General features: G+C 48.5%; 14 protein-coding genes. 11 read left to right on the top strand and 3 right to left on the bottom strand.

What is annotated here, in order from left to right:
- Positions 1 to 31: 31 nt before the first annotated feature.
- The gene (locus L0Y31_RS05960) at positions 32 to 6,406 is read right to left on the bottom strand and encodes an alpha-2-macroglobulin family protein (protein WP_234736217.1); all 6,375 of its coding nucleotides are present in this window, start codon (positions 6,404 to 6,406) and stop codon (positions 32 to 34) included.
- Between the two features lie 79 nt (positions 6,407 to 6,485).
- Between L0Y31_RS05960 and L0Y31_RS05955 the strand changes: the two genes are divergently transcribed.
- The 3 genes from L0Y31_RS05955 to L0Y31_RS05945 all read left to right on the top strand — a co-directional run bounded on the left by L0Y31_RS05955 (position 6,486) and on the right by L0Y31_RS05945 (position 9,524).
- The gene (locus tag L0Y31_RS05955; RefSeq protein ID WP_234736216.1) at positions 6,486 to 7,274 is read left to right on the top strand and encodes a hypothetical protein; all 789 of its coding nucleotides are present in this window, start codon (positions 6,486 to 6,488) and stop codon (positions 7,272 to 7,274) included.
- A 36-nt stretch (positions 7,275 to 7,310) separates the two neighbouring features.
- Entirely contained in the window at positions 7,311 to 7,865 is a 555-nt protein-coding gene (locus L0Y31_RS05950; RefSeq protein WP_234736215.1) for an LOG family protein, read from the top strand.
- 96 nt (positions 7,866 to 7,961) lie between these two features.
- Complete coding sequence (locus L0Y31_RS05945; protein WP_234736214.1) at positions 7,962 to 9,524, top strand: OmpA family protein; 1,563 nt, start codon at positions 7,962 to 7,964, stop codon at positions 9,522 to 9,524.
- 32 nt (positions 9,525 to 9,556) lie between these two features.
- Here L0Y31_RS05945 and L0Y31_RS05940 read toward each other — a convergent pair whose 3' ends face one another.
- Positions 9,557 to 10,300 (bottom strand): hypothetical protein, encoded by a 744-nt coding sequence (locus tag L0Y31_RS05940; RefSeq protein WP_234736213.1) that lies wholly within the window; start codon positions 10,298 to 10,300, stop codon positions 9,557 to 9,559.
- 212 nt (positions 10,301 to 10,512) lie between these two features.
- Here L0Y31_RS05940 and L0Y31_RS05935 point away from each other — a divergent pair, with 212 nt between their 5' ends.
- Together L0Y31_RS05935 and L0Y31_RS05930 are read left to right on the top strand one after the other, a co-directional pair.
- Positions 10,513 to 11,331, top strand: coding sequence for an SDR family oxidoreductase (locus L0Y31_RS05935; RefSeq protein WP_234736212.1), 819 nt, complete (start codon positions 10,513 to 10,515; stop codon positions 11,329 to 11,331).
- An 83-nt stretch (positions 11,332 to 11,414) separates the two neighbouring features.
- A complete protein-coding gene (locus L0Y31_RS05930; RefSeq protein ID WP_234736211.1) occupies positions 11,415 to 12,137 on the top strand; it encodes a hypothetical protein in 723 nt (240 codons plus the stop codon).
- A gap of 55 nt (positions 12,138 to 12,192) precedes the next feature.
- On the opposite strand, the gene L0Y31_RS05925 is transcribed toward L0Y31_RS05930, so the two are convergent.
- Positions 12,193 to 14,475 carry a TonB-dependent receptor gene (locus tag L0Y31_RS05925; protein WP_234736210.1) on the bottom strand — a complete coding sequence of 761 codons (2,283 nt, stop codon included), beginning with the start codon at positions 14,473 to 14,475 and terminating at the stop codon, positions 12,193 to 12,195.
- A 413-nt stretch (positions 14,476 to 14,888) separates the two neighbouring features.
- Here L0Y31_RS05925 and L0Y31_RS05920 point away from each other — a divergent pair, with 413 nt between their 5' ends.
- The 6 genes from L0Y31_RS05920 to proC all read left to right on the top strand — a co-directional run bounded on the left by L0Y31_RS05920 (position 14,889) and on the right by proC (position 21,692).
- The gene (locus L0Y31_RS05920) at positions 14,889 to 15,401 is read left to right on the top strand and encodes an RNA polymerase sigma factor (protein WP_234736209.1); all 513 of its coding nucleotides are present in this window, start codon (positions 14,889 to 14,891) and stop codon (positions 15,399 to 15,401) included.
- Between the two features lie 241 nt (positions 15,402 to 15,642).
- Complete coding sequence (locus tag L0Y31_RS05915; protein WP_234736208.1) at positions 15,643 to 17,121, top strand: phytoene desaturase family protein; 1,479 nt, start codon at positions 15,643 to 15,645, stop codon at positions 17,119 to 17,121.
- A 73-nt stretch (positions 17,122 to 17,194) separates the two neighbouring features.
- Positions 17,195 to 18,031 (top strand): phytoene/squalene synthase family protein, encoded by an 837-nt coding sequence (locus tag L0Y31_RS05910; RefSeq protein WP_234736207.1) that lies wholly within the window; start codon positions 17,195 to 17,197, stop codon positions 18,029 to 18,031.
- An 81-nt stretch (positions 18,032 to 18,112) separates the two neighbouring features.
- Positions 18,113 to 19,606 (top strand): Asp-tRNA(Asn)/Glu-tRNA(Gln) amidotransferase subunit GatB, encoded by a 1,494-nt coding sequence (gatB, locus tag L0Y31_RS05905; RefSeq protein ID WP_234736206.1) that lies wholly within the window; start codon positions 18,113 to 18,115, stop codon positions 19,604 to 19,606.
- Positions 19,607 to 19,620: 14 nt separating this feature from the next.
- A complete protein-coding gene (locus L0Y31_RS05900; protein ID WP_234736205.1) occupies positions 19,621 to 20,748 on the top strand; it encodes an AhpC/TSA family protein in 1,128 nt (375 codons plus the stop codon).
- Between the two features lie 140 nt (positions 20,749 to 20,888).
- Positions 20,889 to 21,692 (top strand): pyrroline-5-carboxylate reductase, encoded by an 804-nt coding sequence (gene proC, locus L0Y31_RS05895; protein ID WP_234736204.1) that lies wholly within the window; start codon positions 20,889 to 20,891, stop codon positions 21,690 to 21,692.
- Positions 21,693 to 21,699 lie beyond the last annotated feature (7 nt).

Raw genomic sequence — 21,699 nt, 5'->3', positions numbered from 1 at the left:
TCAGGCCTTTGTTCTTACTCACTTTTGTATTTTAGGGCTTTACATCAATTCTTCCCCCGGCAGAGTGGGCCGCAAATTCGGGCGCGTAGAAACACTGCACCGTTGCTACCCCGCTGGTAAAATTCCCCGCATGAACCACCCGCAAATCGTACTCAAATACGTGCGTACCTACCGGTAAATACTGAATAAAAAAGTCGGTGCTGGCATCACGGGGCGTTTCATAATACCCAAGACTATTCTGGTATTTATAGCCAGAAAGCGCAACAACTGGCTCGAAGCCGGATGCGCGCCCATCCTTGAGATGCACGTATTCCGTCGTCCGATCGGTCGTCAGAATTAATCTAACTTTCACAACGTCACCGGGTTTTAAAGCCGTTTCGGGTTTGATTGCGCTTATGATTGGTCCAGCAGGAGAATCTTTTTGCTGGAAAAGGGTTTTCTGTACCGAAAGTCCCGCCGAACCCGCCGCTACCTGATCCATCGGAACAAAATGTTGCCAATACAAAGCGCCCCAGGCTGGACCGTCCGACTTTTTAGTAATTTCAACCCGGCCCATCTCCGGCTTAATTTCCGATGCTGTAAAACTAACTTTTTGATAGCCAGTCAGGGCTTCAGTTTGATCAGTCCGGCTTGCCAGCGAAACCGAACCAAGACGAACATCCGTATTGGGCTTTTGATCCAGCCAGTCGGTGCCACGGATTAAAAGCGCATAGATGGCCTCCGTAGTGGCTTTAGTCGAAGACCACGATTGCGTCTGCTTTTGCCGCAGCAGCCAGCGCTTAAGCTGATCGACCTCGTTTGAATTAGCACTATTTATTTCCGAAAACGCTTCGATAAGGTACGCTTGCGTTTCGATGGGCGCCTGGTGCCAGTAAACACCAGCTTTGTTTTCGGGCCAGTACATGCCTAGTTCTTCCGACGTTTTGGCTCGTTCGCGCAGCGACGCCAGGATGGCTGAGGCCGTCTGCGTCTGGTCGAAGCGGTGAAGCGCCAGGGCGGTCATGGCCTGCGCCTGCAACGTTTGTTTTAGCCAATCTTTGCTGACAATAGGGTATAGTTTGGCCAGTAACTTTTGGGCAACGGCCGGTTGCTTATAGAAACTCCGGGCATACAAGTACTGGGCAGGCAGGTAAGGCGCGTAGGAAGCCGTTTTCTGTTGTTTCTGTTCGGCCAGCCAACGGGTGATTTCCGCGTCGGCGTAAGCCACCGCCTTAGGAAGCATCTCATCCAGATCGGCTTGAATGGTTTCTGAAAATTGAACACCTAATTTCTGTAAATGACCAAAACCGCCCAACAGATGCAGGGTGATAGTTAGATCGGGTTGCATCCCACCAAACCACCGGAAACCGCCCGAACTGGTTTGCAGAGCCTTCAGTTTATCGATGGTTCGTTGCTGGTCGCTTTGCAGCTGATCTCCCTCGAACAAATCAGCGAGTTTAGCCTGTCGCTCCGCCTCCGTACGCGCCTCGCGTAGCCAGGGCGTGTTTTCAAGCGTTATTGCCTTTAGCTCTGCGTTCGTTGCCAGAGGATTTTTAGGCGCTTTTGTTTTCCAATCCTTAATAATTTGCTGAAAAGCAGGCCGCACCTGGATAATGTGTGCGGCGAGGCTGTTGGCATACAACCGACTAAACAATTGCTCAGCGCATTCGTACGGGTATTCGATCAGGTAGGGCAGGGCCTGCAACGCATACCAGGCTGGATTGCTGGTCACTTCGGCGGTCAGGCGCTCGTGTTGCACGGGTAACTCGGATGAAACATTGGCCAGGGCATCCAGCCGGAACGCTTTTTTCTCGCGGCCATTGACCCAAAACGGCAGGGTTTCGGTAACGAGCATCCGATTCGGTAACACGGGAATTGTGGCTTCTTCACCATCCGTAAAAGTCCCGGCGTTGGCTGTCAGGCGGTAAGTGATCGTTTCGTAGCCTGTTGGAACCAGCAACCGCCAGCCAGCCGCCGCACTCTGGTTGGCCTGGGTCGAGAACGTTTGCACCGGCAAATTATTCCCGAACGCCGCATTGATCGGCTGCCCTGTTTTGGTATCCAGTAGCTCGAATCGGACGTTCCCAGACAAATTTCGGTTGGTCAGGTTATTGATACGGGCTGTGATTCGAAGCGTATCGCCTTCGCGCAAAAAACGGGGCGCATTCGCCGTGACCATCAGCTCTTTCTGGGTCATCACTTCCTCTTCCAAATAGCCTGTTTTTAGGTCTTTGGTGTGGCTAAAAACCAGCAACCGCCAGCGTGTCAAGGCATCGGGCATGGTGAATTTAAGCGTCACCCGGCCTTGTTTATCAGGGCGTACTTGCGGAAGGAAGAAGGCTGTTTCGTTGAAATTCCGGCGGAGGGGCTCTATTTTGTTGGCAGGCTGTTTAGATGCTTCTTCATTCGCTTTGGGCTTTTCGGAGGCCGTAGCGACTTCGAGCTCTTGGACGAACTCAGCGACGGCGGGGGCGGCCATACGGGCTACCGATCCAGTTACGGAGCGTTGCAACGTATTGCCGTAGCCAACGACAACCACCTCATTTAAGCTAGTATGATCCGGTTTCAGCCGCACCGTCGCGCTTTTTTTATCCGTCAGGTTAATTTCTGTGGATTTTAAACCTACAAACGAAACTATAATCCGAAGCGACTTCGATGGATTGGTAACCGAAAAAGCAAAATGACCCGTCTGATCCGTAACAGTACCTTGGTTTGTTCCTTTAAGGGTTATCGTAATGCCGGGTACGGGCTGTCCAGAAGGATTAGTAGCACGTCCGCTAATTTTGTTTCCCTGCCGAGTGATGGTGATGCGTGGCGCTTCCTGGGCCAACGTTCTCGCTTGAAATAGTTGCTCCGGGTTACCCGTCAGATCATACGAATACCAGCTCAACTGATCGTAGACCCGACTGGACTGCCCTGGGTAGAAACTACGAGGTTCATAAACAAGAGGTTGCGTTCGTGTCAGGGTAAAGGCATTCGAGATCCATGCGCTAAAACCTGCCTGATAGCGTTCGTAAGGATTCCGCGTCCAGCTATGCCGTATAAACGTGTCCAGCGAAGCATCGTAGAGCGTGGCCGCCAGCTCGGCGGAAACCTTTTCCCGATCTGGCCCACTAATACGCAAGGTCCATTCTTCCGGCTGTCCGGGTTTCAAGACTTTCCGAACGGTTTCTGTCTCGATGCGGAGGCGCTTGTTCGTAAAGGGTACCTGAACGCTTGTATTTTCGGTTAGTAGACGGCCATTTTGTACCATCGTAAACAAAACACTAAAGCCACCGCGCTGCTCCTCGGTCACTGGAATGGCAACGCGGTGCGGCCTGCCATCTGTCTTAATCCAGCGTTCATCAATCGATTTTGATGTTCGCTGAATGGTCATTAAAATCCAGCCTGGTTGTGCATTACCAACGAAGAAAACGGCTTCCTGACCTGGTTCAAAACTGTTTTTTTCGGCGCTAACCCAGGTATTAGGAAGGGAGGAGGCTATCGGAGCCGCCGGATTATTGACAGTAAAATAAACCGACTGGCTTACTTTTTCGCCCGTAGAATCCTGTGCCGACAATACCGCCACGTATTCACCCGGTACAAACTGGCTTGATTGAAGCGTTAGATTGGGTTTAAGACCCGTTAAGGACGCTTGTTGCACCATCTCTCCTTTGGGCCAGTTTGCCGGTACATCCTCATCGGCGTAAATATCGTTGGGGAAAAGACGCTCATAATCAGTGCGGTTCACTAGGTAGCGGTCTGGCTTCTGCCAGAGTCGCCTCCGAAGCTGGCGGGTTGGACTTTGCAAGCGGTAAATCAAAATGTCGGTCTGGGCATTCACGGGCTTTCCGGCTGCGTTCGTAATCTGGACGGGCACGGGTAGATTCGAATCTGTATTGACGCGCTCGGGAATGGGCAGTTGCGCCCGCAAAGCCGTGTAACCAAGATTGAGTGAATAGGTAAGCGTATGGGTTTCGCCCGAACGATCGGTTACATCAAGGGCTATTTCAAAATCAAAAACCGGATTCTGACTCGGAGAAATCATGGGGTCCGGCGTGGCCGTAAAGGTAAAACTGACAGCTCCGGTTGCATCCGTAGTCAGCGTACCGTTGGCAATGGCTACGTCTGGCCCAGCGTCAATGATGCGTCGGCTCCACCCAAGCGCCCAGTGACGTTGCCGACGCGTGATGCGATACCGAACGTTTGCCGCGTCGACCGCCGCTCCAGAAAACGTTTTTGCCTGCGCGCGAACGGAAATTTTCTGATTCAGTCGATACGCTTGCCGGATGGTATCAAGGCGCACTTCAAACGTTGGGCGCTTGTATTCCTCCACCTGAATGAAGGTCTGACCGTTCTCCGACTGAAGCGTCATTATCCCAGTAAGCACGCCCGTGGGGGCAGTGAAGCGGCCTTCGAACGTGCCAAATTCATTGGTGGGCAGGCTCAGCTTGGCCACTTCTGACCCGTTCGTATCCAGTAAGCGGATGTCTGCCTCACGGTTCGCGACAACCGTAAAATCTCTATCCAACCCTTCGTATAGAATCCCTTTAAAAAAAATAGTCTGGCCGGGGCGGTAAATAGCCCGATCGGTGAAGAGCAACGTTTCCCGCTTTTTGGCCTCTGGTTTGGGACCTCCAGAGCCATATCGTATGTTGTACTGAAGTTCGGTAAGTAACGTATCGCCACGCGTTGTAATTCGGTAGCGGTATGGCGTATTAGACGGTAAAGACTTTGCTGGTGCCTTAACAAAGCCCATGGAATCGGTTTGAAAGCGAGCTTGCTGTTGTTCTTTTTGGTCCGTTACGGACAGTAAATCTACTGTAATATTCGCCAGGGGCTGGCCCGTTTGCTGGTCAACCACACCAAGTCGGTCCAGATTCGATGCCGTTTGCGAATGTTGGGTAAGATAGCCCAGGCGGGATACCGTCAAGGGTACATAGCTAAATAGCTCGGAATCAATCTTAAATGAATCATGGGTCGAAATGAGCAATACGTAAGCACCCATCGGCAAGCCACCCATTGGCGCTTCAACGGCGTGTTGGTTCAGGTCGCCATCATCCGGGAGTGTTATGGTTCCAAAGGTGATCTGCGGACGCAGCAGCAGCCGTTTCAGCCAGGTCTGCCGTTCTTCCTGACTGCGTATCGCAGTCAGATGCGCGCCTTCTGACCGGGGAATTCGGACGGTACGAAAATGAACTTTGGCCAGATTCTGATAAGTCACCAAAGCCCGAAACGCTTTATTTGGGTCAATGATTTTTTCGAGTTGGATGGTTAGCACGGACTTGGTGAGGTGTTCCAGCAGCGAACGGGCGTTCTGGGCAGCCAGGGTTTGCGGGTGTTTTTTGATCAGATTCCGGCACAGATCAGCGGCCTGCTTGCGATTCCAGCGGTCTGGGTTGGGCAGTGCAGAAGAGCTTAACGGTTGATTGCGGTCGGTCTGCTCACTCAGCGATTTTGCCAGGGCATAGATATAATCTGCTTCGGCAGGCTGGTTTTGGTAGCGTTCCATTTGCTTCCGGAGCGTTTGCCGGTAAATCGAATCTTTGTTGGCAACGGTGCTATACCGATAAATAAATTCCAGACGGTGAATATCGGCATCGACCAGCGCCAGCGGATTTTTATCTGGAAGATGCAAGGCAATCAGGCGCTGATAAAGCCGCAATGTCTGAAACCGAAGCGAGAGCGAATCGGGCGTTTGAAGCGTCAGACGGGCAAAAACGTCTGGCGTGTCGAGATAAGCCGCCTGATCAAGCGTAAATTCAAAAACGGGTTTGGTTAAGTCGGCTTCGGTATTGGCAAAAAAGTCTATCGCCCGGTAAGTCAGAAAATCGTAGAGGGTGGGGCGGCGGAGTCGGCTTTCGGCATCGCCTTTTTCCAGGAGCAAATCATACGTCGAAATCGGAATTTCCTGCAAAAGGGTTGACTGAGCCAGCGAAGACTGGTATAAAGCCGAAATGGTGGAGATCAATCGTTGCACATCCCAGGTTCGCGGGTCAGCATCTGCGTTTGTCGAATCACCAGTAGAACTAGCCTGCGTCGAGTTTTCCAACCGTGCCCGATTCCTGAATTTCCAGCGATTTTGCTGATAATAACGCCAATAAACTTCGGCCAGAATGGATTGCAGAATTGAACGAGCCGGAAACGGTGTTTCACGAATAGTCGTTTGCAGCGCCTTTATCCGAGTCACATAGTCAATCTCGTCGAAATAGCTTCGGTAGATTAACTGGTGCATGGCCACCTTGACAAGCTGCGGATAATTCTGATTTTTACGGGCGTCCGCTTCAATGCGGTTGACAATCTCCAGGGCGGACTTAGGCAGGCCCTTTTGGGCCAGCGAATCGGCCCGTTGCCAGTCGCGCACGTAAATTTTTGTCTGCGACTGCCCTTCAGCCGCGGTGATTACCAGAAGAATAACAATGAAAAAAAAGCGAAATAGGGTGGGCATAGCTGATGTCAAATTATAACCTTTAGGCCAATAACGGGTTTTAATCGTAGATGCTAAACAAACTAAAATTGCACACGTCATGAAAAAAAATAATTTCCTTCGGGGAGCGCTGGTCATAGTTTTTGCCAACTTCATTACGTTGGACGCTCAGTCTCAGTGCCGCGATGCCAGCGCCGAACAGAATGCATCGTACGAACGGGTTGTCAAGGCTTTGCAGCAGCAACTTAAGGAAAATCAGCCTTCGGGCACCTGGCGTATTTTTGACGAGCGTCATTCGCTGGGTAAGCTTCAGGTAAGTGATGAATATGGCCGGTTGTTTCATCCCTGTGGTGATCGGTACAGTCTGACGCTGGAACGGGGGGCCGCCAGTCGTGAACGCCGTGCCCGAATAGACAGCGCGGTGGCCCAGGCCAATCCCGAAAAGCAGGAAACGTCTTTGGTGTTAAGCACGGATTCAGTGTATAGCTCTTCGACGCCAGAACGAAGCCGGGAACTGGCAATGTCTACCATTGATATTGATGTGGCCATGAATGCCGGTAATTACCGTTTACAAGAGCCGATCAGCAACCGTTTTGTCGAATCATACAAAACCATTTCGGTAAAAGGGGCGCCACTGGCACTGCAAATTAATCTAAAAACGGATAGCAGCGGCATAGGTGCACGCCCAGAAACAGTGGTTCTGCTGGGTAATTGGAAAAATAATTTACGGAGCGATTCAAAAGGCAACAAGCTCTATCATTATTCCTTCGCGAAGGGCGGAAACCTGATTGAAAATATGGTTATAACGATCAAAGCACCGACCGATGTAGCGGAAGAAATTATCAAAAAGACCGACTGGCAGGCACTGAATCAAACGCTTGTTAAGTAATTGTGGCAAAAAAAGGATTCTGCGTTACTTTTGGGCATGAAAAGCATCGTAGTGTATTGTGGATCAAGTCCCGGTACTAATCAAACGTACAAGGAAGTTGCCCGCGAGTTGGGTGAAAAAATGGCAAGCCGTTCCATCCGGCTTATTTATGGCGGCGGTAATTTAGGTTTGATGGGGACCGTTGCCGATTCGGTTATTCTCAATGGTGGGCAGGTTACGGGCGTAATTCCAAACTTTCTGGCAGCGCTGGAAGTGGCCCACCAAACCCTAACGGAACTGCATTTTGTTGAGACCATGCACGAACGCAAGTTCAAGATGGTGCAATTTGCGAAGGGGGTTGTTGCCCTGCCCGGCGGCTACGGTACGCTGGACGAACTGTTCGAAATTCTGGCGTGGCGGCAGCTAAAACTGTATGATGGACCAATTGCCGTTTTGAATACTAATGGCTTCTATGATCTGCTCCTTCAACAACTGGATCGCATGGTAGAAGATGGATTTTTGAAACCAGAAAATCGTGCCTTGCTGATTGTGGCTGAAACCGTCGATGAAGTACTGGAAAAAATAGAAGAGTACTGGCAGGAGATCATATAAAAAGCGTACTTAGGGGAAACAAGGGCAGGCTTTCTTTTCAGAATAAAGTTGCCCAAGTATTCGTTTTACGTAGTAAAGCTTTCTCAACCGTAGCGTATGAAGGGCAAAGGAGCCATTCTAACAGGAATTTTTGTAGCCATAAGTCATTTGATCATTGCGCAACCCAAGGTCGAAAACCTGGGTAATCTGATTAATTCGGAATACAACGAAATTAATCCCGTGATTTCGCCCGACGGGCGAACGCTGTATTTTGCCCGTATCAGTCATCCCCAAAACACCCACGGCGCCAAAGGAAGCCAGGACATCTGGTACTCCGAAATGGGACAGGATAACAAATGGGGATCTGCACGCCGAATGACTTTCCCGTTAAACAAAGACGAGTACAACTGCGCCTACAGCATTTCTCCCGATGGCAATACCATGTTAATCAAGGGCGCTTATAACAACGGCACCTACGAAACGCGCGGCTTTTCCATTAGCAAGCGAACGGCAAGTGGCTGGGCTCCACCCCAGAAAATGCCCATTCCTGCCTACGAAAAAATGAGTAAAGGCCAGTTCGACTGCGGCTATCTGTCGGCAGACGGCAAGGTGCTGATTATGGCGTTCAGTGAGAAAAAAGGCAGCCAGAAGGATGATTTATACGTTAGTCTAAAGCAAAAAGACGGTTCGTGGAGTAAAATTATTAATCTAGGACCTGAGGTGAATACGGGTGATTTTACCGAAACAACCCCTTTTCTGGCAGCTGACGGAGCTACGCTTTACTTTTCGAGCGACCGGGGTGGCGGTCTGGGCAGCAATGATATTTACGTTTGCCGGCGCGTGGATAACTCGTGGAAACACTGGTCAAAGCCGGTCAATTTAGGTCCAGCCATTAACACGGATGGTTACGATGCTTACTATACGCTATCTGCTTCGGGCGAATATGCCTACCTGACTACCTTCAAGGAAACGTTGGGCAAAGGCGATATTGTCCGAATTAGGCTAAAAGACCTGGAGCAGGAACCGCAGACGCCGAAGGAAACCCTACCGGATCCCGTCGTTCTGGTGAGCGGTAAAGTAATCGACCAGCGAACCGGCAAACCCGTTGAGGCGCGTATCGTTTATGAAACGTTGCCCGATGGCGTTGAGGTAGGTACGGCGACATCTAATCCTCTGACCGGCGAATACAAAATTGTACTGCCTTACGGGAAAAAATACAGCTTTCGCGCCATTGCCCCTGATTTTATTGCGGAAGGAGATAATATAGATCTAACGCAAGCAAAAGAACATCAGGAAATTACAAATAAGTCCTTAAAGCTGATCCCAATCGAGGTAAACAGTACGGTTCGTCTCAATAACATTTTCTTTGATCTGGGAAAAGCAACCCTGCGTGAAGAATCCTTCCCTGAATTGGATCGTTTGGCGCTAACACTCAACGAAAATCCGAAGATTGTTATTGAGATTGGCGGACATACCGATAATACGGGTTCCAATGAGTTGAACCTGAAACTGTCTCAGGATCGGGCGGATTCAGTTCGGGAGTATTTTATTGGCAAAGGCATTGAACCCGACCGCGTAGCCAGCAAGGGCTATGGAGAGTCCAAGCCGGTTGCCATGAACGACTCCGATGAAGGTCGGCAAGCGAACCGCCGCGTTGAGTTTAAAATTCTGAAAAAATAAGCATCGGGCAGCCATTTGGCTGCCCGAAACATTTAATCCAGACCGGGGCGCACAAACGTTCTGGCGGTCGGAAAAAGCACGTCCATTTTGCGGCGAATGCGATCCAGCAGTACCATCATATCCAGCACCTCATCCATTTTTTCCGGATATTGCTCCAGCAACGTATGCCAGGCTTGCAGCGAACGATCAACGCTGACAAGAACTAATTTTGCTTTTCCGTTAAAATAAAGCGCCATCACTTCATCGTTTGCCGGGGCGCGCTGCATTTGCAGGGCAGACATCACCTTAACGGGAATAAGCGTGCGATACCATTTGATTACCTCCCAGGCGTCTTTCAACGTGTTAAGGAGTTTCAGCGATTCTGCCTCCGACCGAATGCCTAAATCAACTTCAAATGCTTGTTGCTGCGCCGACTGGTGCAGTAGATTATTCTCTTGTTTGAGCCAGTCAGCCGTCGTTTTCAGGTAGTCATCGCACAAACTGGCTATGGGTGTTTGTTCGTCTTTGTTGATCGCATAAACACCCGCCGCCTTGCTTTCCAGCGCTGTTTGCGCATGCTGGGGTAAGGACGACTGGTTTTTTTCGATGTAAGATTTAGTCATTTGCAGCGCTTCCATGAGGCGTTTGACCAACGTTTCGGCACTCATGTCTTGCTGGGGGACGCCATCGGGATATTGCAATGTGAAACTTTGGCAGCGCTGGGTAAACCGGCATCGTTCGCACCACGAATCACAATAATTGTAGATGCCTGGAATAAGCTCAGATGAAGGAATCATTTTAAAGTACAGGTTACGAATGGGTATTTAGTAAAAATAAACTTACAACGAATACGGCCTAAAGAATAGTCGTTTATTAATCACAATTTAATAGCTTCCAGGGCGATTTTACCTTGGATGTATTCACGAAAAAGCGGCTTTTATCAGCTTCGAATTTGCCAGGATAAACTAAGTTGTATTTTTGCCGCTATACGATCACGAACTTTAATTAAATGGCTATAATAAGTGTTATTGGGTGCGGCTGGCTGGGTTTACCCCTGGCCGAGAGTCTGGTACAGGCGGGTTATCGGGTGAAAGGAAGTACCACCTCTGCCGATAAGCTGACCCTATTGCGCCAGAAAGGAATTGACGCTCACTTGCTTCGGCTGTTTCCTGAACCTGAAGGCGAATTGGTTACGCTACTGGAAGCAGACGCCATCGTCATTAATATTCCGCCCAAAGCGGGGCCGCAGGGCGATGACTTTCATCCGCAGCAGATCCGCCATTTGCTGGCGGCTTTGGCGGAGACAGGCTCATCGCCCTATCTGATTTATGTAAGCTCAACGTCCATTTACCCAGATTTAAACCGGGAAGTAGTGGAACAGGATGTCGTTACGCCGGACCAGGCCGCTTCGCCCGCTTTTGCGGAGGCTGAGCAGCGGGTATTGGCGCAGGGCAACGCAACAGTGCTTCGTTTCGGGGGACTGCTGGGCTATGAGCGGGTGCCGGGAAAATACGTAGCCGGTAAACAAGGGCTGACCACGGGGGACGTGCCCGTCAATTACATTCACCGCGACGACGGGGTAGGCATCATTCAGGCTATACTTCAGAATCCGCAGCCCGGCCAGACTTTTAATGTCGTAGCACCGATGCATCCATCGCGTGAAGCGGTCTATCGGAAAAACTGTGAAGAATTAGGCTATGACTTACCTACGTTCGCTGTGCCCGCCGAGCCGGTGCCTTTTAAAGTAGTAAGCCCTGAAAAGTTACAGCAAACAATTACCTACAAATACCATTACCCAGATCCATTGGCGTTCTATTATACTCGTTAGGAGCTTATAAACCATTTACTTATCGGTCATTCCAATTAAGTTCATGTCGTTTATTTTTGTGTAAAAAACAACAAATACAGACGATGAAACGATTATTGAGTGCGCTGGTTCTCAGCGTTGGCTTATCAACTTTTTCCTTTGGGCAGGCCTTTGTGCCCCCCTTCGAAGTTTTTTCCGGTTCTAAATTGGCTTATATCACTCTGGAAGATGGGACAATGCTGGAAGGAACCATTCATGACATTGACCGGCGGAAAGGCCTCATTGAGGAGATCACCATCAAAGACACGACGAATAAAAAAGTAAAACTGACGGCAGATAAAATCAAGTACATGTATCTGCCACCGAGCAACTTTGCAAAGTACGCAGCGGCAGATGATTACTTGATGAAAGCCAACAAATGGGGACGGGGTGAACTCAATAAGGATATTCTTAAAAAAGGGTACGCCTATTTTGAGAAATCAAAAGTGAAGCTGAGGAAAAGTGAAGAAGAACTGCTTTTGCAATTGCTAAACCCGGCAACCAGCAACCGCATTCGGGTTTACCATGATCCGCTTGCTCAGGAAACCAACGGCGTCAATATGTCGGGGATTCAGCTTTCGGGTGGCGAAGATCGGTCTTATTTCGTTAAAATCGGCGACAAGCCCGCTTTTAAATTACTGAAAAAGAACTACGACGATGAGTTTGCCAACCTGTATGGTGACTGCCCAACGTTTATTCAGAAGGCAAACCGCAAAATAAAATGGGCCGATTTCGATCAGCACGTTGCCGACTATACTACGGAATGCGGTCTGGTAAGCCAGAAATAAGAAATTTTTGAAGCTATACTATAAGAGAGGCGCTACCGAGTAGCGCCTCTCTGCATTAAAAAGCATACTTAAGTCTCAGCGCAATGTTTCGGCCCATGTCGTCGGAATAATACCGGAAACGATTTAAATAATCGCGGTAGACCGTGTTAAATAAGTTGTTCACACTCAGGCTGGCCTCGATTTTATGCTGCTCTGTAACCGGCACCGAACAGCCAGCGGTTAAGTTCCAGAGGGCGTAGGCGGGTGGTGGCGGTGCAAAATCGCTGTTGGCGGGTACCCTCTTTTGCTGGGCTACCCACAAGTTGCCAATACCCACATACGTATCCTGAAGAAGCCCGGTTTTTCCAAAATCATAACGCAAACTATTTTCCCAGCGATTGGGCGGGATCATGACAAGTGGCTGGCGCTGTTGCAAATCCTGCACATACAAAAGCGTCAATTTAGTGGTCCCGCTCAGTTTGGCAAACAAGTTAGCGTTGACAGTGGCGTCGAAACCGGCATAAAGCGCGTCCGTTTGCGTATACTGAAAGGCTGGGAAAGCGCCCCGAATGGTCAGAATAGGAGCTGTTTGTGGCTTTAGATAAATGTAATCCCGAATCGTATTGGCGAAAACACCTAGCTCGGCTTGAACTCGTTTGCCCGTAAATTCAGCGCTGATATTTAAGTTATACGCCATTTCGGGTTGTAAACGCTGGTCACCTTTCTCATAAGCTGCGGCTCCGTGGTGCACGCCGTCGCTAAAAAGCTCGCTGACATTGGGCGCCCGCCAGGAAGTTCCCGCGTTAAAACGCGCTGTCCAGCGTTCGTTAATGGTATAGGTTGTACCGAGCGTCCCGGAAACATTTCCAAATTGGAATACAGGCTCGGTCAACTGCTGGCTAACATACCGGAAAACCTGCATGTGGCGGTAATCGTACCGCAATCCCATCTCAAATTCCCATTGGTTATGGCGGTATTTTTCAATCCAGAAAAGCCCGGCATTATAAAGCCGAAAGTTAGGAATTAGTGGCCGCCCGTTCATGATGTTGAACTGGTAAAGTCCGCTCAAGCCAAGGCTGCCCCGCCATTTACCGTTGATTGGTTTGTGCTCATACACCAGATCAGACGTAAAGGTTGTCAACCGGAAGCGAAGTTCGGGGCGGTTGAGGCTGGCGAGACTGTCGTTACGCGGACGGTGTAAGTCAAATTCGCCTCGGTCGTCGTATTGCCGGGCCAGCGTAAGGTTCCATTCACCACCATTTTGGGGTTGCCAACTGGTTTTCCATTTTAGCAAATCATGCCGGATATCCTGATTAGGCCGGTTGATGGCGTAGCTAAAGCCCGATTTGATCAGCGGTTCGCCATTCTCCAAAACGGTTTGCAAATCCGTTAGGCTGCCGATGTGCGAGCCAGAGAAAATGCCAATATTGGTAGCAAATAAGCTATAATATAATTCCGTGCGGAGCCGTCCCATCCGGTAAGCGGCTGACGCCGAGAAGTTCTGTTCAGCAATGCCTGTATTGTCCAGATAATAACGAGGTGTCCGAATGTTACCTCCTCGCTTCAAGGTGCCTTGCACTCGCCAGCTTAATTGGGGAAGAGCTTTAAAAACGCCTTCGGTCTGTAGGGAAGCAACTCCCTGGCGACCATTAGAAAAACCAGCCAGATTCAGAGCGCCGTGAATGCCCGGTGTGGTTGGCAAGGGGGCCGGTTCGACCAGAATAACGCCGCCAATGGCATCCGACCCATACCGTACGCCCGCCGCCCCTTTAATGACTGTCAGCCGATTGGCGACAAACGGGTCTATTTCGGGCGCGTGTTCAGATCCCCATTGCTGGCCTTCCTGACGGATGCCGTTGTTCAGGATCAAGACCCGATTGCTGTGCATGCCGTGGATAACGGGCTTGGCAATGGAGGAGCCTGTTTGCAGCGTGGTCAATCCCGACAAGCCTTTCAGCGCTTCTCCGAGTGATTGCCCGCGAGTTTGGTCCAGCGCCTGCCCCTGTAGCTGCGAAATGGCTTGGCTGTTCAGTACTTCAGTGCGTTGTGTCGTTACATTGACATCGTGTAAGTGAATGGATTCTTCGGATAAGAGCACATCCTGTTCACTCGTATGTTCCAGGGCAAACAACCGTGCCACTTCTTTGTAACCAACAATCCGGCAAACCAGGGTATAATTCCCTTGACAAAGGTCGGTAAACCGGTAGTTGCCATTATTATCTGTAATGGTACCCTTTTGTAACTCCTTTATATATACAGTTGCGCCAGGAATGGGCGACTTGTTTTCCTGATCCAGAATCTGACCTTTTACGAAGCAGTGACATTCTTCCTGTGCCCAAGCAGGGACTTGTATACCCACCTGGAAAAGGAGAAGAAAAAAATAAGCGGTTTGCCGCCTTAAGAAAAGACCCATTAATAGACCAATTATTGACCTTAAAATCACAAAGATACAATAATTGCAACTATGTTGCGAATAAGAATTGTGAAACAATTCTGCGTGTTTTTAGATGATGGAAGTTTGTTTAATTAAAGGTTGGGTAACTATAAACAAAAATTCCCCATCGCTATTCCACAAACTGGGGTTTATTTTCCACACTCACCGAATTTAAAAAAATTGGCACTTGGGCCACTGGCTCAGTCTGATTTTTATAAATGGCTGTATTTCAGGGATAAAAGGGCATTGGGGCCAGATAAGATTGAATTTTAAGATAAGTGGTTACGTATTTGTCTACTACTCTAGCAGAATAGGTTCAACAAAAACGGTTCACAGTCATGACAGCTCTTGAATTCACATACCACATCGGCAAAGTTTCAAAGTCGCTAAAACCATTTGCACTTCGGTTAACAAAAGATGTTGAAGATGCTAACGACCTGCTGCAAGACACGTTGTTAAAAGCCTTCACAAATCGGGATAAATATACAGATGGTACTAACCTCAAAGCGTGGTTATATACTATCATGAAAAATACATTTATTACAAACTACCAGCGGATGGTGCGGAAAAACACTTTTATCGATACAACCGATAACCTGCACTATATCAATTCGATGGATAGCAGTACCGATAACACAGCATATTCAACGTTTGCACAGGAAGACATTCAGAGAGCCGTTAGCGCTCTTGACGAAACATACCGGATGCCATTTATGATGCATTTCCGGGGCTTTAAATACCACGAAATCGCTGCCCGTCTGGATATCCCCATCGGAACAGTGAAAAATCGGATCCATATTGCGCGTAAAGAACTGAAAGATAAACTGAAAGTATACGCGTATCAGGCATAATCACTTTTACTAAAACTGGATTTCGGTTCAGATTGTTTCCAGCGAAATTACCTGAACCGAAACAGACAAAATACTGATTGAGTAGTTTTTGGTTAAAAAAGAGGAAGGTTCCGAAAAGTTAGATGGTTTCCGTCTAACTTTTTTGATTTTATAGGTTTTGCTCCATTAGGCTACTATATTCCGAAGATTTACGGTAGTTTTCTGAATTGCTACTCTACCGCACCAGTAGCGCAAGTTATTTATGCCAAAAAAAGTAATTGTAATTGGGGCCGGGTTTGCCGGCCTTTCTGTGGCCACCAGTCTGGCAGACAAAGGGTATGAGGTTACAATAGTAGAAAAGAATAGCATGCCGGGGGGCCGGGCACGCTTGTTCCAGGCCGATGGGTTTACCTTTGATATGGGGCCAAGCTGGTACTGGATGCCTGATGTCTTCGAAACCTATTTTGCCCGCTTCGGCAAAAAACCATCCGATTATTACAACCTTGTCCGCCTGGATCCTTCTTATTCCGTCATTTTTGGTCCGGATGAAGCCGTCCATTTGCCCGCTAACCTAGAGAAGCTAAAAACCCTGTTTGACTCTATAGAAGCTGGAGCAGGTCAACGGCTAATGGATTTTCTGGAACAGGCTGCTTATAAATACGATGTAGGCATTAACAAGTTTGTCTGGAAACCAAGCCGCCACCTCAGCGAATTTGTTAGCTTAAAGCTGTTAGCCGATGTGATGCGGCTGGATGTTTTTCAGTCATTTGCCAGCCATGTCCGGAAATATTTCCACCATGACCGACTGTTACAGTTGATGGAGTTCCCGATTCTCTTTTTGGGAGCCACGCCCGAGAATACGCCCGCCATGTACAGCCTGATGAATTATGCCGAAATAGCCTTGGGAACCTGGTATCCAATGGGTGGCATGCACGAAATCGTCAAAGCGATGGTTTCACTGGCGGAAGAAAAAGGCGTTAAAATTCGGCTTAATCAAACGGTCGAAAAAATTGAAGTCAGTCAGGGGGCCGCTCGTCGCGTGAAAACCAGCACAGATTCGTTCGATGCCGATGTTGTAGTTGCAGGCGCTGACTACCAGCATGTTGATAGCAAAATACTCGAGCCTGCTTTTCGCAACTACGACGATAAGTATTGGAACAGCCGCGTTATGGCTCCTTCTTCTCTACTTTTTTACCTCGGAGTAAATCAAAGGGTGCCCAAGTTACAACACCACAATTTGTTCTTCGACGAGGATTTTAAACTGCACGCCAAGGAAATCTACGAAACCCCCCAATGGCCGTCAAAACCGCTCTTCTACGTATCCGCTCCGTCAAAGACAGATCCGAGTGTAGCACCAGCGGGCATGGAGAATTTGTTCGTTTTAATCCCTGTTGCTCCCGATCTGGAAGACTCCGAAGCGATGCGTGAAAAATATTACAATATCGTGATGGAGCGTCTGGAAACGTATACGGGTCTGGACATTCGTAATCATTTGATTTATAAAAAAAGCTATGCTCATCGAGATTTCATAGCTGATTATAACGCCTTCAGAGGAAATGCCTACGGGTTGGCCAATACCCTAAAACAGACGGCAATTTTAAAACCTAGCCTAAAGAACAAAAGGGTAAACAACTTGTTCTATACGGGTCAATTGACAGTTCCAGGCCCCGGTGTTCCACCTTCATTGATCTCAGGACTGGTAGTCGCGGATGAGGTAGCGAAAGAGTTTGCTTTAGACTAATTGCAACTAAACCAATAACATAAGCTGTACCTGTAGCCCCAAAAAACAGGTTTGGCCTAAGCCTATAAAAGGTATGATGGATTTATTTAACCAAACCTCTCTGGAGTGTAGCAAACTTATTACAGAGTGTTACAGCACCTCGTTTACGCTAGGGATTAAAACCCTGGATCGTAAATTTCACCTCCCAATTTATGCCGTCTATGGCTTTGTACGTTACGCCGATGAGATTGTAGATACGTTTTATGATCATGATCAGAAATATCTGCTGGATAAATTCAGAGCGGATACATACGAAGCACTTAACGAAGGAATCAGCTTAAATCCTATTTTGCAAGCCTTCCAGTTGATCGCTAAAAAGTATAAAATCGAGCGGGAACTGATCGATGCTTTTCTAAAAAGCATGGAAATGGATTTGTACTTTAGCCAGTATAACTCCGATGGGTACGAAGAATACATTTATGGTTCTGCGGAAGTAGTTGGCCTGATGTGTCTGCGGGTTTTCTGCGAGGGCAATGAAGAAATGTACGAGCGCTTGAAGGAGCCAGCCCGTAAATTAGGTTCTGCGTTTCAGAAGGTTAATTTTCTACGGGATATAAAAAGTGATTACGTAGATCGAGGCCGGGTATATTTTCCGGGCGTTGATTTCAACGATTTCGGTAAAGGGGCTAAACAGCTTATTGAGGAAGATATTGAACGGGATTTCGACGAAGCCTACATAGGCGTAATGAATCTGCCCCGTGGTGCGCGTATGGGCGTGCATCTGGCGTACACCTATTACCGCACACTTTTTAACAAAATCAAAGAAATTCCCGCTTCCCGAATCCAGCAGGTCCGCGTTCGGGTACCTGATTTGAAAAAAATGGCTTTATTGGCTCAAACCTACGTTATGTTTCGGCTAAATGTAATGTAGCAAGCCGTTTATAAGTCGTTTTTATGATCAACCATTCCCATCAAAACCGCTATCTTTGCTGAAAATCAAGAATTTTCAGTAATGGTATCCGAAGAAAAAACGGTATCACCCGACGTAATGGCTCGCTACGAGATGGTTATTGGTCTCGAAGTGCACTGCCAGCTATTGACCCAGACCAAGATTTTTGCGCCCGATTCCAATCAGTTTGGGAGTGAGCCCAATACAAATATTAGCGTCATTACGCTTGGGCACCCCGGTACATTGCCAAAACTGAACCGCCGCGCCGTTGAATACGCGGTGCGGATGGGACTCGCCTGTAATTCAGCCATTACGCGGTACAATATTTTTGCCCGAAAAAATTACTTCTACCCAGATCTTCCTAAAGGCTATCAGCTTTCGCAGGACAAAACACCCATTTGCGTTGGCGGAGCTATTCCTGTTAAATACAAAGACGCGTCTGGACAACTGGTAGAAGGCGCCGTTCAACTGCACCACATTCACCTGGAAGAAGATGCCGGAAAATCCATTCACGAAGCGGGTGAATGGGACACCCTCCTGGACTACAACCGAGCTGGTACGCCTCTCATCGAAATGGTGACTGACCCTTGCCTGGGCAGTGCCGAAGAAACCGCTGCGTATTTGACCGAAGTACGGCGACTGGTTCGCTACCTGGATATTTGCGACGGTAACATGGAGGAAGGCTCTCTGCGCTGTGACGTCAATTTATCGGTCCGTTTAAAAGGAGCAAGCGCGCTGGGTACCAAAGTCGAGGTGAAGAACATGAATTCAATCCGCAACATCCAGCGGGCCATTGAATTTGAATTCCGTCGGCAGGTAGAATGCGTTGAACGGGGTGAGCCGATTTTACAGGAAACCCGCATGTTCGATGTCGCCAATGGCCAGACCTACGCCATGCGTACAAAAGAAACCATGAACGATTACCGCTATTTTCCGGACCCCGATCTTAGTCCGGTAATCGTGTCGGAAGAATGGCTGGAAGAAATCAGCGCGGCGATGCCTGAGCTTCCTAAAGCAAGGTACGAAAGACTGCTAAATCAGTATGGCCTGCCTGAATACGATGCGGCCTTGTTGTCTGATACGAAAGAGTTGGTGGATTATTACGAAGCCGTTTGCCAGCACACCTCTAATTTCAAAGCGGTTTCTAACTGGATTATGGGCCCAGTGAAAGCCCAGCTAACCGAAAAAATAGCCCGTTCGGGGCAGTTTCCGATTTCGGTGACCACCCTGGCGGCGTTAATCAATCTGGTCGATTCAGGAAAAGTGAGTTTTTCGACGGCGAGCCAACGCATTTTTCCAGTCTTATTGGAAGAGCCGGGAAAAACGCCTGAACAAGTTGCCCAAGAGCAGAATTTACTGCAAAACAGCAATACAAACGATTTGCAAGCGTTGGTAGATGAGGTACTTAATTCGCTCCCTGGCAAGGTTAAGGAATATAAGAATGGGAAAAAAGGGTTGCTAGGCATGTTTGTCGGAGAGGTCATGAAAAAGTCGAAAGGCAGCGCTGATCCGCGTCTAACCAATGAATTGGTAACCAAAACCCTAGCCTTACTCTAATTTTGAAAATAGCTATGAACTACACAGTAAAAGCAGCTGGTCGAATGCTGACCGGACTAGCGTTAAATGCGGTTTTTGTACTGTCTGCTTTGGCCCAGGACAATCAGAGCTTCACGGTAAAAGGAACGGTTAAAAATAGCAAACCGGGGGCAAAAGCCTATCTGGAAACCGTTCAGCCCGTTCGAAAGGTAGATTCGGTGCAAATCGGTGAAAATGGTCAGTTTAGTTTGAGCGCCAAAGAACCCAATGGCGGCAGCTTTTACCAGCTGAACTTGGGAAATCAGCAGCGCATTGGTTTGCTGGCTGAAGGAGGCGAAACACTAGACGTAACGGCCGATATCACGGGGAAAAAATCGGAAGTGAAAGGCTCTAAAAACATGGAGTATTACCAGAAAATACTCGAAATGGAAGCCGACATGACCGAAAAAGGCAAAAACTGGCAAAAGCAATATTCCGAAGCGAGTCAGAAAGGTGATACCAAGAAAATGACTCAGATTGAGCAGGAGTCAGCGACCGCCAGTCAGAAAGCAGTTGCTTCCATCAAGGAGCTAATGCCTGGTATGGGCACTTCGCTGATTGCCGTCATTGCCATTAAATACCTAAGCCCTGAGGAAGATTTTACGGTTTATGAATCCCTGGCGAAACGGCTGGAAGCAGAAAAAACAACCAGCAAGCAAAAACTCGCCTTTGTTGACTACGTCAATAAAATAAAAGGAGTGATGGTAGGATCTGCCGCTCCCGATATCATTCTCAATAGTCCAGACGGAAAGCCCGTTAGCTTATCATCGCTGCGCGGAAAATATGTTCTGATTGACTTCTGGGCTTCGTGGTGCGGACCTTGCCGGATGGAGAACCCCAATGTTGTACGGATGTATAACAAGTTCAAAGACAAGGGATTTACTATTTATGGCGTTTCGCTGGACCGGGAAAAAGAAAGTTGGGTAAAAGCCATCCAGAAAGACGGCTTGCCCTGGACCCACGTCTCCGACCTAAAATTCTGGCAATCCGAAGCAGCGCAGCAGTACGGTGTGCAAGCGATTCCAGCTACGTTCCTGCTGGACAAAGAAGGCCGGATTGTTGCTAAAAATCTTCGTGGTGAAGCTTTGGAGAAAAAGCTGGAGGAAGTGCTGGAAGCAAAATAAGTCATTTACTAATTCGAGACATAATTCTAGCGACCCCGCAGAAAGCTCAATGTGCTTTCTGCGGGGTTTTTTAGTGCATACGGTTGTGGATTAACAGAATATGTGGATTTTTGCGGTTCACATCACTGGTTTTGATAAAGATGAAAGTAGCCATTGTCGGTTGTGGAAATATGGGGATGGCCTTCGCCAAATCGTTTCTGCAATATAATCTGGTTCGGAAAGAAGATTTGCTGTTAATCGAGAAAAGCGCAGGTCGCTCCGAAACCTTGAAAGCGGAAAAAGCGGGTGTTGTTGTGGATACGATCAGCCCACGCGTTTCAGAAGCAGAACTAATTATTTTGTCCGTAAAGCCGCAGGATTTTGCAAGTGTTCAGGACGCTTTGCGCGAGGTTGTGCAGCCTAAACAGGTTGTTTTATCCATTATGGCTGGGATTCCGATTGCGCTGATTCAGGAGCGGTTGGATCATAAACTGGTTATTCGGGCAATGCCTAATACACCGGCCATGCTGGGAATGGGTATCACCGGCTTTACGGCGGCCCCAGAGGTAGATTTCAATAACTTACGCAAGGTTGAAAACCTGATCAATGCAACCGGACGATCTATTTTTCTAGAGGATGAAGCGATGCTGGATGCTGTGACTGCGCTGAGTGGTAGTGGACCGGCTTATTTTTACTACCTGGTAAAGGCGATGGTCGAGGCCGGAAAACAGATGGGATTTGAGGATGCTGTGGCGTCTTTGCTCGTTAAACAGACCATGCTAGGTGCTTTTCACCTGATTAATACGGCCGATCAATCGCTGGATGAACTTATCAAAGCCGTTGCTTCGAAGGGTGGAACGACCGAAGCTGCGTTAAAGACTTTTGAAGAAGGTATGCTGGCCGACACGCTGATTGCCGGGATAAAGGCCGCCCAGGTTCGGGCTACCGAACTGTCGAAGGGTTAATATAAAC

It is taken from the genome of Tellurirhabdus bombi, assembly GCF_021484805.1.
Classification (GTDB): domain Bacteria; phylum Bacteroidota; class Bacteroidia; order Cytophagales; family Spirosomataceae; genus Tellurirhabdus; species Tellurirhabdus bombi.
Note: the sequence above shows the minus strand (reverse complement) of the source record. Positions and strands in the feature narration are given on the sequence as shown.